The sequence below is a fragment of the Streptococcus sp. LQJ-218 genome (assembly GCF_003428885.1).
Lineage (GTDB): Bacteria > Bacillota > Bacilli > Lactobacillales > Streptococcaceae > Streptococcus.
Genome location: NZ_QQRU01000003.1, coordinates 203,826 through 219,031, shown reverse-complemented (window position 1 = coordinate 219,031; position 15,206 = coordinate 203,826). Strand labels below are relative to the sequence as shown.

Annotated in this window: 15 protein-coding genes; 11 read left to right on the top strand and 4 right to left on the bottom strand. The window is 40.9% G+C overall.

Annotated features, from left to right (window positions below):
* Positions 1 to 6 precede the first annotated feature (6 nt).
* The 7 genes from cmk (at position 7) to D2908_RS04040 (ending at position 5,104) form a co-directional block, all read left to right on the top strand.
* Complete coding sequence (gene cmk / locus D2908_RS04070) at positions 7 to 678, top strand: (d)CMP kinase (RefSeq protein ID WP_117305061.1); 672 nt, start codon at positions 7 to 9, stop codon at positions 676 to 678.
* Between the two features lie 129 nt (positions 679 to 807).
* On the top strand, positions 808 to 1,146 hold the full coding sequence (locus D2908_RS04065) for a zinc ribbon domain-containing protein YjdM (RefSeq protein ID WP_001061596.1): 339 nt from the start codon (positions 808 to 810) through the stop codon (positions 1,144 to 1,146).
* Positions 1,147 to 1,148: 2 nt separating this feature from the next.
* Positions 1,149 to 1,778 (top strand): Pr6Pr family membrane protein, encoded by a 630-nt coding sequence (locus tag D2908_RS04060; RefSeq protein WP_117305059.1) that lies wholly within the window; start codon positions 1,149 to 1,151, stop codon positions 1,776 to 1,778.
* Positions 1,779 to 1,902: 124 nt separating this feature from the next.
* The gene (locus D2908_RS04055; RefSeq protein WP_117305057.1) at positions 1,903 to 3,054 is read left to right on the top strand and encodes an MFS transporter; all 1,152 of its coding nucleotides are present in this window, start codon (positions 1,903 to 1,905) and stop codon (positions 3,052 to 3,054) included.
* Between the two features lie 98 nt (positions 3,055 to 3,152).
* Positions 3,153 to 3,902 (top strand): tRNA pseudouridine(38-40) synthase TruA, encoded by a 750-nt coding sequence (truA, locus tag D2908_RS04050; RefSeq protein ID WP_117305055.1) that lies wholly within the window; start codon positions 3,153 to 3,155, stop codon positions 3,900 to 3,902.
* A complete protein-coding gene (locus D2908_RS04045) occupies positions 3,892 to 4,665 on the top strand; it encodes a bifunctional hydroxymethylpyrimidine kinase/phosphomethylpyrimidine kinase (protein WP_117305053.1) in 774 nt (257 codons plus the stop codon). Before truA ends, D2908_RS04045 begins: the two co-directional genes overlap by 11 nt.
* Positions 4,643 to 5,104, top strand: coding sequence for an ECF transporter S component (locus tag D2908_RS04040; protein ID WP_084888661.1), 462 nt, complete (start codon positions 4,643 to 4,645; stop codon positions 5,102 to 5,104). Before D2908_RS04045 ends, D2908_RS04040 begins: the two co-directional genes overlap by 23 nt.
* Before the next feature lie 321 nt (positions 5,105 to 5,425).
* Here the strand turns inward: D2908_RS04040 and D2908_RS04030 are convergent, their stop codons facing one another.
* The 4 genes from D2908_RS04030 to D2908_RS04010 all read right to left on the bottom strand — a co-directional run bounded on the left by D2908_RS04030 (position 5,426) and on the right by D2908_RS04010 (position 10,325).
* Positions 5,426 to 6,508 carry a Xaa-Pro peptidase family protein gene (locus D2908_RS04030; protein ID WP_117305051.1) on the bottom strand — a complete coding sequence of 361 codons (1,083 nt, stop codon included), beginning with the start codon at positions 6,506 to 6,508 and terminating at the stop codon, positions 5,426 to 5,428.
* Positions 6,509 to 6,634: 126 nt separating this feature from the next.
* Entirely contained in the window at positions 6,635 to 7,417 is a 783-nt protein-coding gene (gatD, locus tag D2908_RS04025; RefSeq protein ID WP_117305050.1) for a lipid II isoglutaminyl synthase subunit GatD, read from the bottom strand.
* The gene (gene murT / locus D2908_RS04020; RefSeq protein WP_117305048.1) at positions 7,417 to 8,760 is read right to left on the bottom strand and encodes a lipid II isoglutaminyl synthase subunit MurT; all 1,344 of its coding nucleotides are present in this window, start codon (positions 8,758 to 8,760) and stop codon (positions 7,417 to 7,419) included. The genes gatD and murT overlap by 1 nt, the downstream gene beginning before the upstream one ends.
* A gap of 248 nt (positions 8,761 to 9,008) precedes the next feature.
* Positions 9,009 to 10,325, bottom strand: a complete 1,317-nt coding sequence (locus D2908_RS04010) for an FAD-containing oxidoreductase (protein ID WP_117305045.1) — start codon at positions 10,323 to 10,325, stop codon at positions 9,009 to 9,011.
* A 192-nt stretch (positions 10,326 to 10,517) separates the two neighbouring features.
* Between D2908_RS04010 and D2908_RS04005 the strand changes: the two genes are divergently transcribed.
* From D2908_RS04005 to D2908_RS03985, 4 genes are all read left to right on the top strand, one after another.
* On the top strand, positions 10,518 to 11,744 hold the full coding sequence (locus D2908_RS04005; RefSeq protein ID WP_117305043.1) for an OFA family MFS transporter: 1,227 nt from the start codon (positions 10,518 to 10,520) through the stop codon (positions 11,742 to 11,744).
* 197 nt (positions 11,745 to 11,941) lie between these two features.
* On the top strand, positions 11,942 to 13,528 hold the full coding sequence (locus tag D2908_RS04000) for a DEAD/DEAH box helicase (protein WP_117305042.1): 1,587 nt from the start codon (positions 11,942 to 11,944) through the stop codon (positions 13,526 to 13,528).
* Between the two features lie 244 nt (positions 13,529 to 13,772).
* Positions 13,773 to 14,561, top strand: coding sequence for a GTP-sensing pleiotropic transcriptional regulator CodY (gene codY / locus D2908_RS03990; protein WP_117305040.1), 789 nt, complete (start codon positions 13,773 to 13,775; stop codon positions 14,559 to 14,561).
* Positions 14,561 to 15,136: an isochorismatase family cysteine hydrolase gene (locus tag D2908_RS03985; RefSeq protein WP_117305039.1), complete on the top strand. Its 576-nt coding sequence runs from the start codon at positions 14,561 to 14,563 to the stop codon at positions 15,134 to 15,136. The genes codY and D2908_RS03985 overlap by 1 nt, the downstream gene beginning before the upstream one ends.
* The last annotated feature ends 70 nt before the right edge of the window (positions 15,137 to 15,206 follow it).

The window sequence follows — 15,206 nt, the reverse complement described above, 5'->3', positions numbered from 1 at the left end:
GTTGATATGAAAACAATTCAAATTGCTATTGACGGTCCTGCTTCAAGTGGTAAGAGTACAGTCGCAAAGATTATTGCCAAGGATTTTGGTTACACCTATCTAGATACAGGTGCTATGTATCGTGCAGCGACCTATATGGCTCTCAAGAACCAATTAGGAGTTGAACAAGTTGAAGAACTCATAGCCTTATTGGACCAGCATCCAATCAGTTTTGGACGCTCAGAAACGGGAGAACAGCTTGTCTTTGTAGGGGATGTGGATATTACTCATCCTATTCGTGAAAATGAAGTGACCAATCATGTTTCTGCTGTTGCAGCAATTCCTGAAGTTCGTGAGAAACTAGTTTCTCTCCAGCAAGAAATCGCCCAGCAAGGCGGGATTGTTATGGATGGTCGCGATATTGGAACCGTTGTATTACCACAAGCAGAATTGAAAATTTTCCTAGTAGCTTCTGTTGATGAACGAGCAGAACGCCGTTACAAGGAAAATATTGCCAAGGGAATTGAAACAGATCTTGAAACGCTAAAAGAAGAAATCGCTGCGCGTGACTACAAGGATAGTCATCGTGAGACTTCACCTCTCAAACAAGCAGAGGACGCTGTCTACCTTGATACAACTGGTTTGAATATTCAAGAAGTAGTTGAAAAAATCAAAGCAGAAGCTGAAAAAAGAATGTAAATGTAGAAAAGCCGATAGATTGATATCGGTTTTTTCTATATTTGTCAAAATACTGATTTTAAGGTATAATAGTTGCTGTTCGAGAAATTTTGATTTTCAAAGAATAGTGAATGATTATTAGGAGAAAACATGAACAACCTACCAAATTGCCCAAAATGTAACTCAGAGTATGTCTATGAAGACGGTGCCCTACTGGTTTGCCCAGAGTGTGCTTATGAGTGGAATCCTGCTGAAGTTGCAGATGTAGAAGAAGGCCTTGTCGCTATCGATGCCAACGGAAATAAATTGGCTGACGGTGATACAGTAACTCTCATCAAGGACTTGAAAGTAAAAGGTGCGCCAAAAGATTTGAAACAAGGGACGCGTGTGAAAAATATCCGTATTGTAGAAGGTGACCACAATATCGACTGTAAAATTGATGGCTTTGGTGCCATGAAGCTCAAATCAGAGTTTGTGAAGAAAATTTAAGTATGTCAAAGAACTACAAACTAGTATTTTATAGCCGTATCTTCTTGTTTTTAGCGGCTTTTACGGGAGTTTATCTTGAAATCGCAAAGCATGGTGGATTTGGGATGCTGCTCTATTATACGGTGCTGTCCAACCTCTTAGTCGCGATTTTTACGCTCTATCTCCTAAAGGCTATGAGCCGTTTAGGTGAAAACTGGCAAAGACCAAGTCTCTTGCGCTTAAAAGGTGGGGTCACCATGAGTATCATGATTACCTGTGTGATTTACCATTTCCTCTTAGCGCCTATTGCGCCTAATTTCTATACTCTAGAAAATTTCCTTTGCCACTATATCGTTCCGCTTTGGTTTTTAGCAGATACCCTCTTTTTTGACAAACAGGGTCAATACAAAATCTGGGATCCAGTTGTGTGGACGATTTTACCCTTGCTGTATATGATTTTTGCTCTTTTTAATGGCTTGATATTGAAGCTTGATGTTCCTAATTCTAAGGATAGTCCCTTCCCTTACTTCTTTTTGAATGTGAACAAGGGGTGGGATGTCGTGCTCAAGTGGTGTCTGATTATCTTTGTTGCCTATATGGTAGCAGGATTAATCTTCTACTTTATTAAGCAAATCAAGAGGAAGTCATTCTAATACACAAGAGATTCATTTTCGAGTTTAAGAAGGAGTCTATACACGAAAGAGGCTTCTTCTTTTCTTGCTTGTTTGATACTTATCAAAAAAGTAGAAGATTAATAGAAATATAGAAAGAGATTTCATGAAACAATTTTTAGAACGGGCCAGTATTTTGGCTCTCTCCCTCATTTTGATTACCTCCTTTTCCATCTCGAGTGCCCTGCCAGCCATGTTTGACTATTATCAAGGTTATCCTAAGGAACAAATTGAGCTCTTGGCAAGCTTGCCATCCTTTGGAATTATGATTATGTTACTGCTAAATGGTTTCTTAGAAAAAATATTTCCTGAGCGCTTACAGATTAGTTTGGGATTGCTGATTTTATCACTCAGTGGAACGGCCCCCTTTTGGTACCAAGCCTATCCTTTTGTCTTTGGAACACGGATTCTTTTTGGTTTGGGTGTTGGGATGATTAATGCCAAGGCCATTTCGATTATCAGTGAACGTTATCAAGGAAAAACGCGAATACAGATGCTAGGGCTACGTGGCTCTGCAGAGGTAGTAGGAGCTTCTCTCATTACCTTGGCAGTCGGCCAGTTGTTGGCCTTTGGTTGGACAGCGACCTTCCTAGCCTATAGTGCTGGATTTTTGGTGCTGATCCTTTATTTGCTCTTTGTTCCTTATGGAAAAGAAAAGAAAGAAGTTAAGAAAAAAGAGAAGGATGCAAGTCGCTTAACTGGGGAAATGAAAGGCTTGATTTTTATCCTAGCTATTGAAGCGGCGGTTGTAGTTTGTACCAATACAGCTATTACCATCCGTATTCCAAGTTTGATGGTGGAAAGAGGACTAGGAGATGCCCAGTTATCTAGTTTTGTTCTTAGTGTCATGCAGTTGATCGGGATTGTGGCTGGTGTGAGTTTTTCTTTCTTGATTTCTATCTTTAAAGAGAAATTGCTTCTCTGGTCTGGTATTACCTTTGGTTTGGGACAAATTGTGATTGCCCTGTCTCCATCCTTGTGGGTGGTAATGGCAGGAAGTATTCTGGCTGGATTTGCCTACAGTGTAGCCTTGACGACAGTCTTTCAACTTGTCTCTGAGCAAATTCCAGCTAAACTCCTCAATCAAGCAACTTCCTTTGCTGTATTAGGTTGTAGTTTTGGAGCCTTTATGACCCCATTTGTTCTAGGTGCAATTGGCTTACTAACACAAAATGGGACGTTGGTCTTTGCTATCTTAGGATCTTGGTTAATTCTAACCTCTATCTTTGTCATGTACCTACTTCAAAAGAGAACTTAGGATTGATTCCTAAGTTTTTCTTTTTGTAAATTCTGTACCCAGACAATATTTGTTTTAGAACCTTGTTTACAGATTATTTTCTTGATAAAATAGAAGTTATGACGAGATATAAAGCAACTATTTCATATGATGGTTACGCCTTTGCTGGTTTTCAGCGCCAGCCTCATGCGCGTAGTATTCAGGAAGAAATTGAAAAAACCTTGACTAGGTTAAATAAAGGGCAAGCCATTACTGTTCATGGTGCTGGTAGGACGGATAGTGGGGTCCATGCCCTTGGACAGGTCATTCATTTTGACTTACCTTATCAGATGGATGAGGAGAAGCTCCGTTTTGCTCTGGACACTCAGTCCCCTGAAGATATTGATGTGATTTCAATTGAGCTTGTGGCGGGTGATTTTCATTGCCGTTATGCCAAGCACAGTAAGACCTATGAATTTATCGTAGATAGGGGCCGTCCTAAAAATCCGATGCGTCGTCACTATGCTACTCACTTTCCCTATCCGCTCAATGTGGAACGCATGCAGATTGCAATCAAAAAGCTTGAGGGAACCCATGATTTTACCGGCTTTACAGCCTCTGGGTCTAGTGTGGAGGACAAGGTTCGTACTATTACAGAAGCTAGTCTTAGGGTTGATGAGACAGGCCAGTTTTTGACCTTTACCTTTTCAGGAAATGGTTTCTTGTATAAGCAGATTCGCAATATGGTGGGGACCCTGCTCAAAATCGGCAATAACCGCATGCCAGTAGAGCAGATTGACCTCATCTTGGAGAAAAAGGACAGGCAGCTTGCAGGTCCAACGGCAGCACCAAATGGTTTGTATTTAAAGGAGATTTGTTATGAAGAATAATCGTATTTTAGCACTTTCTGGAAATGATATTTTTAGTGGTGGTGGTTTGTCCGCTGATTTGGCGACTTATACCTTGAACGGCTTGCATGGCTTTGTAGCAGTGACTTGCTTGACAGCCTTGACAGAAAAGGGATTTGAGGTCTTTCCGACTGACGATACCATTTTTCAACATGAATTAGATAGCTTGCATGATGTAGAGTTTGGGGGAATTAAGATTGGTCTTTTACCAACTGTCAGCGTAGCTGAGAAGGCCTTGGATTTTATCAAGCAACGCCCAGGAGTGCCTGTAGTTCTGGATCCTGTCTTGGTCTGCAAGGAAACGCACGACGTAGCTGTAAGTGAGCTATGTCAAGAGTTGATTCGCTTTTTCCCTCATGTCAGTGTCATTACGCCTAATCTCCCTGAAGCAGAATTATTAGCTGGTCAGGAAATTAAAACCTTGGAAGACATGAAAACGGCAGCGCAGAAATTGCATGAATTAGGAGCGCCAGCAGTCATTATCAAGGGAGGCAATCGCCTTAGTCAGGATAAGGCTGTAGATGTATTTTATGATGGACAAACCTTTACAGTCCTAGAAAATCCCGTTATTCAAGGACAAAATGCTGGTGCAGGTTGTACCTTTGCCTCTAGCATTGCCAGTCACCTGGTCAAAGGTGATGAACTTTTGCCAGCAGTAGAAAGTTCTAAGGCTTTCGTTTATCGTGCCATTGCACAAGCAGATCAGTATGGAGTAAGACAATATGAAGCAAACAAAAACAACTAAAATCGCCCTTGTATCCTTATTAACCGCCCTCTCTGTGGTTCTAGGTTATTTCTTAAAAATTCCAACACCGACAGGAATTCTAACTCTTTTAGATGCGGGTGTCTTCTTTACAGCCTTCTACTTTGGTAGTCGTGAAGGGGCTGTAGTCGGAGGACTAGCAGGTTTCTTGATTGACCTCTTATCAGGCTATCCTCAGTGGATGTTCTTTAGCTTGGTCAACCATGGCTTGCAGGGATTTTTCGCAGGATTTAAAGGAAAAACTCAGTGGTTAGGCCTTGTCTTAGCAACAATTGCCATGGTAGGGGGTTACGCCTTGGGTTCTACATTGATGAATGGCTGGGCGGCAGCCCTTCCTGAAATCTTACCAAATTTCATGCAAAATATGGTAGGGATGATTGTAGGATTTATTCTTAGTCAAAGTATCAAGAAGATTAAGTAAAGAGGCTGAGTCAAAAGTCTTTCAAATAAGAAAAACGCATAGTATCAGGTGTTGAAAGCTTGATACTATGCGTTTTATTGTGGGAAGATTTTATACTCTTCGAAAATCTCTTCAAACTGCGTCAACGTCGCCTTGCCGTAGATATATGTAACTGACTTCGTCAGTTCTATCCACAACCTCAAAGCAGTGCTTTGAGCTGACTTCATCAGTCTTATCTACAACCTTAAATTGGTGCCTTGAGCAACCTGCTGCTAGTTTCCTAGTTTGCACTTTGATTTTCATTAAGTATTAGATAAATATTAATTAAGTATTAGATAAATATTAATCAAAATAAAGCAAGTCTTTGCTGGTGCTTGTAAAGAGGTCAAAGCCATCCTTAGTTACAACGCCACAGTCTTCGATGCGGACACCGACTTTACCCGGGATATAGATACCTGGTTCAACAGAGAAGCACATGCCTTCTTCGATGACCATGTCGTTTCCTTCCATGATAGATGGGAATTCGTGGACATCCATACCGATACCGTGACCGAGACGGTGGTTGAAGTACTCGCCGTAACCAGCTTTTTCGATGACCTCACGGGCAGCACGGTCCACTTCATGGGCGGTCACTCCTGGCTTGATAAAGTCAAGAGCAGCTTGTTGGGCTTCAAGAGTCAAGTTGTAAATGTCTTTCTTGAATTGGTCTGGCTTACCGACAGCGACTGTACGAGTCATATCTGATGCGTAACCATTAACCATGACACCGAGGTCAAAGAGGAGAAGGGCATCCTTTTCAACTTTGTTTGCTGCTGGAATGCCATGCGGGTTTGCGGCATTATCACCAGTCAAGACCATGGTATCAAAGCTCATTTCATAACCTTCACGTTTCATGGCAAAGTCAATTTGAGCGATGATATCTGTCTCAGTCTTATCAAGAGAAATATTATCAAAACCAACCTTAACAGCCTTGTCCGCATAGAGACCTGCAACCATCATTTTTTGCACTTCGTCAGCTGATTTGATGAGGCGCATACGTTGGATACGAGGAGTGAGGTTTTCAAACTCAGCGGTTTCAAAGACGGTTTTTAAACCATGATATTTGGTCAAGATGAGATTGTCAAACTCAACAGCGACACGTTTGAAGTCAAGTTGTGGAAGAGCATCTTTCATTTTTTGCCATGGATTTTCAGAATCTACATAGCCCACAACTGGGAAGGAAACAGTGCTACTTGCACGCTCCACTTCAAGGGCTGGGACAAAGAGGAGGGGTTCCTGATCCGCTAGAACAAAAAGGAACATTTGACGTTCATGGGGATCACTGTAAAAACCAGTGAGGTAATTGATTGTGACGGGGTCAGATACGACAGCGACGTCTAGCTTTTCTGATTCAAGATATGTTACGATTTGTTGTAATTTAGACATATGCTACCTTCTTTCTACCCTTCTATTTTGGCAAAAAATGAGAGAAAATGCAAGGGAGAAGGGTAAAAGAACAGACAAAAAAACTCCGACAAGATAACGGAGTTCTTTGATATAGTTTCACTTTGTTTAAGAAAAGTCAGCCTTACTTTTGACATCACTGTATTCTTCAGCGATTTCTTGGCTGAGAATGTCCTCATAGGCAGGGAGTTGGATGTCCTGACCGTATTTTTTTCGGAGAGCAGTAGTGACGAGGCGATAAGCTAGATTGGCATTACGAGAGAGGATAGGTCCGTGGAAGTAGGAACCAAAGACATTCTTATAATGAACCCCTTCGCCGACCTTTTCTTCGTTATTTCCATTTCCATAGACAACCTGTCCCAGTGGTTTTTGGTCATCTGAGAGGAAGGTACGGCCCTGATGATTTTCAAATCCATAATAGGTTTCATTGAAATCTTCATTGTGAATCTTGATGTCACCGATAAAACGGTTATTGGTCTGGTTGAGGGTATAATGTCCCATGACTCCTAGTCCTTCGATGCGTCTCCCTGAAGCTTCAATATAATATTGACCCAATAGTTGGAAGCCACCACAGATAGCGAGAACCACACCGTCGTTTTGGATGTAGTTGTCAATGCTCTCTTTTTTAGCAGGTAGGTCGTCTGCAATGATACTTTGTTCAAAGTCTTGACCGCCACCGAAAAAGGTAATGTCGTAGTGATTTTCGTCAAAGTTATCATGAAGTGAAACGATGTCAACGGTCACATGAGCTCCTAGCTTTTCAGCCACATACTTGAGCATGAGGATGTTTCCATTGTCCCCGTAGGTATTCATGAGATTTCCGTAGAGGTGGGCAATATTGAGCTGATAGGGGTAATTGCCAGCTTTTGAGGAAAGTGAAGTATAAACCATTAGTTCATCTCCTTTCTAACAATCTGACGACTAGCCAGCAGTTCGCGAAATTCCAGCATAGCAGTATAGGTCGCAAGGATATAAGCATGCTTGCAGTCTTGGTTCTCAATGGTTTTAAGAACTTGTTCCAGACTACTTGTTTCAGTGATTTTATCAGCTGGATAACCAGTTACTCGAAGACGGCGAGCGATTTCAGAATGGCGAACACCGCCAGCGTTGATTTCGGGAATGTCCATGTCAGTGATCTGTTCGAAATCAGCATCCCAAATCCAGCTAGTATCAATTCCATCTGCATAGTTGGCATTTAGGAGGACAGATAGGCTAAATGGATAAGGAGCTAGTTTGATCATTTCGATAGCTTGGGTAGCACCAACAGGATTTTTAATAAGAACCAGTGTGCATTCCTTGTCACCGATATGGAAGGTTTCTTGGCGTCCAAAGACAGCACGACTCTTGTCAAATCCTTGTTTAATCAGTTGAGAATCAGCGCCGAGGTAACGAGCAATGGCTACTGCAGCTAGGGCGTTGTAGATGTTGTAGAGACCGCCGATTTGAATACCATATTCCTGACCGTCGATAACAAAGCGAGAATGATTGTTAGTTAACTCTACCAGTTCTGTCAGACGGTAGTCCAAGTCAGGACGTTTACATCCACAATTTTCACAAATATAAGCTCCCAAGTTGGCATAAGTGTTGAGCTCATATTTCAAAATACTTTGACATTCAGGGCAGAGGATACCTTCAGTATTGTAGTGAGCAAGTTGCGCTGGACCTTTTTCTAAATCAAAACCAAAATACTGAACAGGATTTGGAATTGCAGGCTTGTAGAAAAGTGGACTGTCCCCATTAAGGAGAACAGTAGCAGTAGGAACTTTCCGAATAGCATCCAAAATCATGTTGTAAGTCGTATAGATTTCACCGTAGCGGTCCATCTGGTCACGGAAGATATTGGTGATGACGAAAAGGCTAGGCTGGATGTAATCACAAATACGTGAGAGACTAGCTTCGTCGATTTCTAGGACAGCAATATTTTTTCCAGTTTTTGACGATTTTGCAGTCAAGAAGGTAGTTGTAATCCCTGTGATCATGTTGGCACCGCTTGGGTTGGTTAGAACTTGACCATAGACCTCTTTTAAAATGCCGACAGTGAGGGCAGTTGTCAGGGTTTTTCCGTTGGTTCCAGTGACCACAACAATCTCGTAGTTCTTAGCTAGGTTTTGTAAAATATCTTTATCAAGTTGAAGGGCAAGTTTTCCAGGGAGCGTACTTCCACGTCCAAGACGACTCAAAATAAAATGAGAAGAACGCCCAGCAAGAAGGCCCAAAGTAGTTTTTAATTTCATGTTTCTATTATATCACAAAAGAGGGAAAAGACAGATTTGATACTCAATGAAAATCAAAGAGCAAACTAGGAAGCTAGCCGCAGGTTGCTAAAAGTACTGCTTTTAGGTTGTAGATAGAACTGACGAAGTCAGTAACATATATACGGCAAGGTGAAGCTGACGTGGTTTGAAGAGATTTTCGAAGAGTATGAGATTTCGCAGAAATGAAAACAGCCCTCAGAGGGCTGTTAGATACGATTAAGCTCAACTTAAATCGCAAACAAGTCATTCAAGTTCTCAGCCAAGGTTGGGTGAGTGAAGATTTGTTTTGTGAAGTAAGTATAAGGAATCTTGTTGTCCATAGCAACAGTGATGATGTTGATAATTTCTTGAGAACCTTCTGAGAAGATGCTTGCTCCAAGAATTTCTTTTGTTTCAGTGTTAACCACAGCTTTGAAGGCTCCACGAAGGTCTCCGTTTACGTGACCACGAGGCATTGCTGCAACAGGGATTTCCTTAACAGCGTATGGAAGTTTCAAATCAGCTGCTTGGCTTTCAGTCAATCCGACTTGTGAAAGTGCAGGTGTGATGAAGATAGTGTTTGGTACATTGAGACGGTCTTCAAGTGTGTAGCTGCCATCTCCAGCAAGGTAGCTGTAAACAACACGGAAGTCATCGAGTGAAATGTAAGTAAATTGAAGGCCACCGTTTACATCTCCAACTGCAAAGACACCAGGAACGTTTGTTTGACAATGTTTGTCTACTTTGATAGCACCACGTTCAGTTAGTTCAATATCTGTGTTTTCAAGTTGAAGTGGTTCTACGTTGGGTTTACGTCCGGTTGAGTAGAGAAGGGCATCGAAACGGTAAGTTTCGTTTTCAGTTACAAGGAGCACTTGGTCACCATCGTTTTTGATTTCAGTAGTATGAATGTTTTGAAGCAATTCAATACCATCTTCTTCCATGTATTGTTTAGCAAGAGCTGCGATGGAAGGTTCTGCACGAGGTAGGAAAGTATCCAAGGCATCTAGAACTGTAACCTTGCTGCCAAGTTTGTTGTAAAGGCCAGCAAATTCAAGACCGATATTTCCGCCACCAAGAATTCCAAGTTTTTCAGGCAATTTGTCCAAGTTTTGGATACCTGTTGAATCAAAGACGTTCTTGCTTGTAGCAAGTCCAGGAATTGGCAAGACGTTTGAAATAGCACCAGTGTTGATAACGATTGTTTCAGCAGTTAGTTCTTGTTTTTCATCACCAGCTTGAATTTCGATGACTTTATTAGAAACAAAGTGAGCTTCAGCATCAATGATATCAACGCCTGTACCAGCTACAGTAGCATAGTTTTTACCGTTAAGGCGACCAGTGACAGTGTTTTTGGTAGCAATCACTTCTTCAAAAGACAAGTCTTTCTCAGCAGCAACTAACAAGGTCTTAGTTGGGATACAACCAATGTTGATACAAGTTCCGCCGTACATAGCCTTACTACGTTCGATAAGGGCAACTTTTTTACCAGCTGAAGCCAATTTACCTGCTAGTGTTTTACCAGCTTTACCAAATCCGATAACGATTAAATCATAAGTTAACATTTAGAGTTCCTCCTATTCGCATTTCATTCTAGCACAAGAAAAAAACTTTTGCACAATTCTGCTACGAAAAGGAAAGAAAATATAAAAACGCTTTCCAGGCAAAAAACTAGTAATTTTTCAACAATCTTGATAAACTAAAATCCTATCTTTTTTTATATAAAATAGGATAAATGTTCGAAAATAGGAGGATTTATGAAATCGAATCGTTATGTTATTGCCTTTGCTGGAGTCATTTTGCATTTAATGCTGGGGTCCACGTATGCTTGGAGTGTTTATCGCAATCCTATTATTGAAAAAACGGGATGGGATCAGGCTTCTGTTGCCTTCGCCTTTAGTCTGGCAATCTTTTGTTTGGGATTATCGGCTGCATTTATGGGGCGTTTGGTAGAAAAATTTGGTCCGAGAGTCATGGGAAGTCTATCTGCTTTTCTGTACGCAGGTGGAAATATCTTAACAGGATTTGCAATAGACCGTCAGGAACTGTGGTTGTTGTATCTCGCTTATGGCATTTTAGGTGGGCTTGGTTTGGGAGCAGGCTACATTACCCCTGTGTCAACGATTATAAAATGGTTTCCTGATAAGCGTGGTCTCGCAACAGGTTTAGCGATTATGGGATTTGGTTTTGCTTCTTTATTGACTAGTCCCATAGCGCAACATTTCATCGCAAAGGTAGGTCTTGTAGAAACTTTTTATATTTTAGGTGCAAGTTACTTTATTATCATGCTCCTAGCTTCACAATTCATTAAGCGTCCAAATGAGCAAGAGCTTGCAATTTTATCTGTTTCAGGGAAAGAAAAAACAGCCTCTTTGACGCAAGGAATGGCTGCGAATCAGGCTCTGAAAAGCAATCGGTTTTATATACTTTGGATTATTTTCTTTATCAATATAGCTTGTGGTTTAGGCTTAATTTCAGCAGCATCGCCAATGGCACAGGAGATGGCTGGCTTGTCTACAAGTCATGCAGCAGTAATGGTGGGCGTTTTAGGGATTTTCAATGGATTTGGTCGCTTGCTCTGGGCGAGTTTATCTGACTATATCGGTCGTCCTCTAACCTTTAGTATATTACTGCTTGTCAATCTTTTCTTCTCGCTCTTACTTTGGCTATTTACAAATTCCGTTTTATTTGTAGTGGCTATGTCTATTTTGATGACTTGCTATGGAGCTGGTTTTTCTTTGATTCCAGCTTATCTCAGTGATATTTTTGGAACCAAGGAGTTGGCTGCTCTGCATGGATATATTTTAACAGCTTGGGCAATGGCTGGTTTAGCAGGGCCTATTTTATTAGCAGAGACATATAAAATAGCTCATTCTTACACACAAACCTTGTTCGTTTTTATTATTTTATATAGTATAGCCTTGGCTTTGTCTTATTATTTAGGTCGTTCAATCAAAAAGGAGAGTCAAAAACCGCTTACATGATTTTCTAGAGAAATTAGGCTATCTTTTGTTCTGGTCTTGTGTTATACTATATAGGTTGCAAAGAAAACAGTACTTTTCTTTTGTGGAAAAGAGGCAACACGATTTTGTATCCAGTATATGAAAATACGTCATAAAAAGAAAAGTATAAACTAAGCCCTATAGGGTGGCTTCGCACCACCTTTAGAAAGAAGAATACCGTGAAATTTAATGAATTAAACTTGTCTGCTGATTTGCTAGCAGAGATTGAAAAAGCTGGTTTTGTTGAAGCCAGTCCTATCCAAGAACAAACCATTCCCTTGGCCCTTGAAGGCAAGGACGTTATTGGTCAAGCTCAGACTGGTACAGGAAAAACTGCAGCCTTTGGCTTGCCTACCCTTGAAAAAATCCGCACAGAAGAAGCGACCATCCAAGCTTTGGTTATCGCTCCAACACGTGAACTTGCTGTCCAAAGTCAGGAAGAATTGTTCCGCTTTGGTCGTAGTAAGGGAGTCAAAGTCCGCTCAGTATATGGCGGATCAAGTATTGAAAAACAAATTAAGGCTCTTAAATCTGGTGCCCATATCGTAGTGGGAACTCCAGGTCGCCTCTTGGACTTGATTAAACGCAAGGCCTTGAAATTACAAGATATTGAAACTCTTATCCTTGACGAAGCAGATGAAATGCTCAACATGGGCTTCTTAGAAGACATCGAAGCGATCATTTCTCGTGTCCCTGAAAGTCGTCAAACTTTGCTTTTCTCAGCAACTATGCCAGATGCCATCAAACGTATCGGTGTTCAGTTTATGAAAGAACCTGAGCATGTGAAGATTGCTGCCAAGGAATTGACGACAGAATTGGTTGATCAGTACTACCTCCGTGTCAAGGAGCAAGAAAAATTTGATACTATGACTCGTCTCATGGATGTGGAGCAACCAGAACTCGCTATCGTATTTGGTCGTACCAAACGCCGTGTGGATGAATTGACTCGTGGACTTAAAATTCGTGGCTTCCGTGCCGAAGGAATTCATGGAGACTTAGACCAAAACAAACGTCTTCGTGTCCTTCGTGACTTTAAAAATGGCAATCTTGATGTTTTGGTTGCGACAGACGTTGCAGCGCGTGGATTGGATATTTCAGGTGTGACTCATGTCTACAACTACGATATTCCACAAGATCCTGAAAGTTATGTTCACCGTATTGGGCGTACAGGTCGTGCTGGTAAGTCAGGTCAGTCTATTACTTTCGTATCACCAAATGAAATGGGCTACCTCCAAATCATCGAAAACTTGACTAAGAAACGCATGAAAGGTCTCAAACCTGCAAGTGCAGAAGAAGCCTTCCAAGCAAAAAAACAGGTAGCTCTCAAGAAAATCGAACGTGATTTTGCAGATGAAACCATTCGTGCCAACTTTGAGAAATTTGGCAAGGATGCTCGTAAACTAGCTGCTGAATTTACTCCAGAAGAATTGGCAATGTATATCTTGAGTCTGACTGTTCAAGATCCAGATAGTCTGCCTGAAGTGGAGATTGCGCGTGAAAAACCATTACCGTTTAAACCATCAGGTAGTGGCTTCGGTGGTAAAGGTAAGGGAAGTCGTGGAGGCCGTCGTGGGGATGACCGTCGTGATAATCGCCGAGGAGACAACCGTCGTGGTGGTCGTCGTGATGATTTCAAAAAAGGAAGTCGTGGCAATGATCGTTTTGATAAAGACAGACGTTATCGTAATAAAGACAATAAAAAACCACGCAATACTTCAAGCGAAAAACAAACAGGTTTTGTTATTCGTAACAAGGGCGATAAATAAGAAAAAGCGGTTCAAAATGAATCGTTTTTTTATATAAGAAGACCGAATAGAAAAAGAAGATAAATATTATCTCCTTGTGAAGTTAGAATTCACAGAAAAAGGGAGCTTGTCAATAGAAAAGAAGCAATTTAATTAAAAATATTCTTGTTTTTTCAAATTGCAAATAAATAAGCAATTTTCAGATAATAATTGAAAATTCAAGCTGTTTATGTTATAATGATAGCGATTAAATTCGAGGTGAAAAATGGCACATTTATTAGAAAAAACTAGAAAAATTACTTCTATCCTGAAGCGTTCAGACGAGCAGTTGCAGGAAGAACTTCCCTACAATGCAATTACCCGTCAATTGGCAGATATTATTGACTGTAACGCCTGTATCGTTAATAGCAAGGGACGTCTCCTTGGCTATTTTATGCGTTACAAAACCAATACAGATCGCGTGGAACAATTCTTTCAAACTAAGATTTTCCCGGATGACTACATTCAAGGTGCGAACATGATCTACGATACAGAAGCTAATCTGACAGTTGATCATGATTTGAGTATATTCCCTGTCGAGAGTCGTTCTGACTTTCCAGATGGCTTGACGACCATTGCACCGATTCATGTATCAGGGATTCGCCTTGGCTCTTTGATTATTTGGCGCAATGATAAAAAATTCGAAGATGAGGACTTGATCCTTGTTGAGATTGCAAGTATCGTTGTTGGGATTCAACTCCTTAATTTCCAGCGTGAAGAAGATGAGAAAAATATCCGTCGCCGTACGGCTGTTACCATGGCGGTTAATACTCTTTCCTATTCTGAACTTCGTGCTGTTTCAGCAATTTTAGAGGAATTAAATGGAAATGAAGGGCAGTTGACCGCATCTGTGATTGCAGACCGTATCGGAATCACCCGCTCTGTGATTGTCAATGCCCTTCGTAAACTTGAGTCTGCAGGGATTATTGAAAGTCGCTCACTTGGAATGAAGGGAACCTATCTTAAGGTCTTGATTTCAGATATTTTTGAAGAAGTAAAGAAAAGAGATTACTAATGACTAAGGCTTTAATTTCGATTGATTATACAGAAGATTTTGTGGCTGATAGTGGGAAGCTGACAGCAGGTGCTCCAGCTCAGGCTATTTCGGATGCCATTAGCAAGGTGACTCGATTGGCTTTTGAACGTGGAGATTACATCTTCTTTACCATCGATGCTCACGAAGAAAATGATTGTTTCCACCCAGAAAGCAAGCTATTTCCTCCTCACAATTTGATTGGGACTAGTGGACGCAATTTATACGGAGATTTGGGGACCTTTTATCAAGAGCATGGTTCAGATAGCCGTATCTTTTGGATGGATAAACGCCATTACTCAGCTTTTTCAGGGACTGACCTGGATATTCGTTTGAGAGAGCGTCGAATTTCTACAGTTATTTTAACCGGAGTCTTGACGGATATCTGTGTCCTTCATACAGCTATAGATGCCTATAATCTAGGATATGATATCGAGATTGTTAAACCAGCTGTTGCTTCCATCTGGCCTGAAAATCATCAATTTGCCCTAGGTCATTTCAAAAATTCACTTGGGGCTAAGTTGGTAGATGAAAATCTAAATGAAATTTCAGAGTAATTTGATTGATGAAATGAAAAATTTTTGAAAAAAAGTGTTGACAAGATTCCCAAAAGTTGATATACTAGTA

Coding starts and splice junctions, on each gene's coding strand:
- cmk (WP_117305061.1), top strand. CDS start 7: ATGAAAACAATTCAAATTGCTATTGACGGTCCTGCTTCAAGTGGTAAG.
- D2908_RS04065 (WP_001061596.1), top strand. CDS start 808: ATGAACAACCTACCAAATTGCCCAAAATGTAACTCAGAGTATGTCTAT.
- D2908_RS04060 (WP_117305059.1), top strand. CDS start 1,149: ATGTCAAAGAACTACAAACTAGTATTTTATAGCCGTATCTTCTTGTTT.
- D2908_RS04055 (WP_117305057.1), top strand. CDS start 1,903: ATGAAACAATTTTTAGAACGGGCCAGTATTTTGGCTCTCTCCCTCATT.
- truA (WP_117305055.1), top strand. CDS start 3,153: ATGACGAGATATAAAGCAACTATTTCATATGATGGTTACGCCTTTGCT.
- D2908_RS04045 (WP_117305053.1), top strand. CDS start 3,892: ATGAAGAATAATCGTATTTTAGCACTTTCTGGAAATGATATTTTTAGT.
- D2908_RS04040 (WP_084888661.1), top strand. CDS start 4,643: ATGAAGCAAACAAAAACAACTAAAATCGCCCTTGTATCCTTATTAACC.
- D2908_RS04030 (WP_117305051.1), bottom strand. CDS start 6,508: ATGTCTAAATTACAACAAATCGTAACATATCTTGAATCAGAAAAGCTA.
- gatD (WP_117305050.1), bottom strand. CDS start 7,417: ATGGTTTATACTTCACTTTCCTCAAAAGCTGGCAATTACCCCTATCAG.
- murT (WP_117305048.1), bottom strand. CDS start 8,760: ATGAAATTAAAAACTACTTTGGGCCTTCTTGCTGGGCGTTCTTCTCAT.
- D2908_RS04010 (WP_117305045.1), bottom strand. CDS start 10,325: ATGTTAACTTATGATTTAATCGTTATCGGATTTGGTAAAGCTGGTAAA.
- D2908_RS04005 (WP_117305043.1), top strand. CDS start 10,518: ATGAAATCGAATCGTTATGTTATTGCCTTTGCTGGAGTCATTTTGCAT.
- codY (WP_117305040.1), top strand. CDS start 13,773: ATGGCACATTTATTAGAAAAAACTAGAAAAATTACTTCTATCCTGAAG.
- D2908_RS03985 (WP_117305039.1), top strand. CDS start 14,561: ATGACTAAGGCTTTAATTTCGATTGATTATACAGAAGATTTTGTGGCT.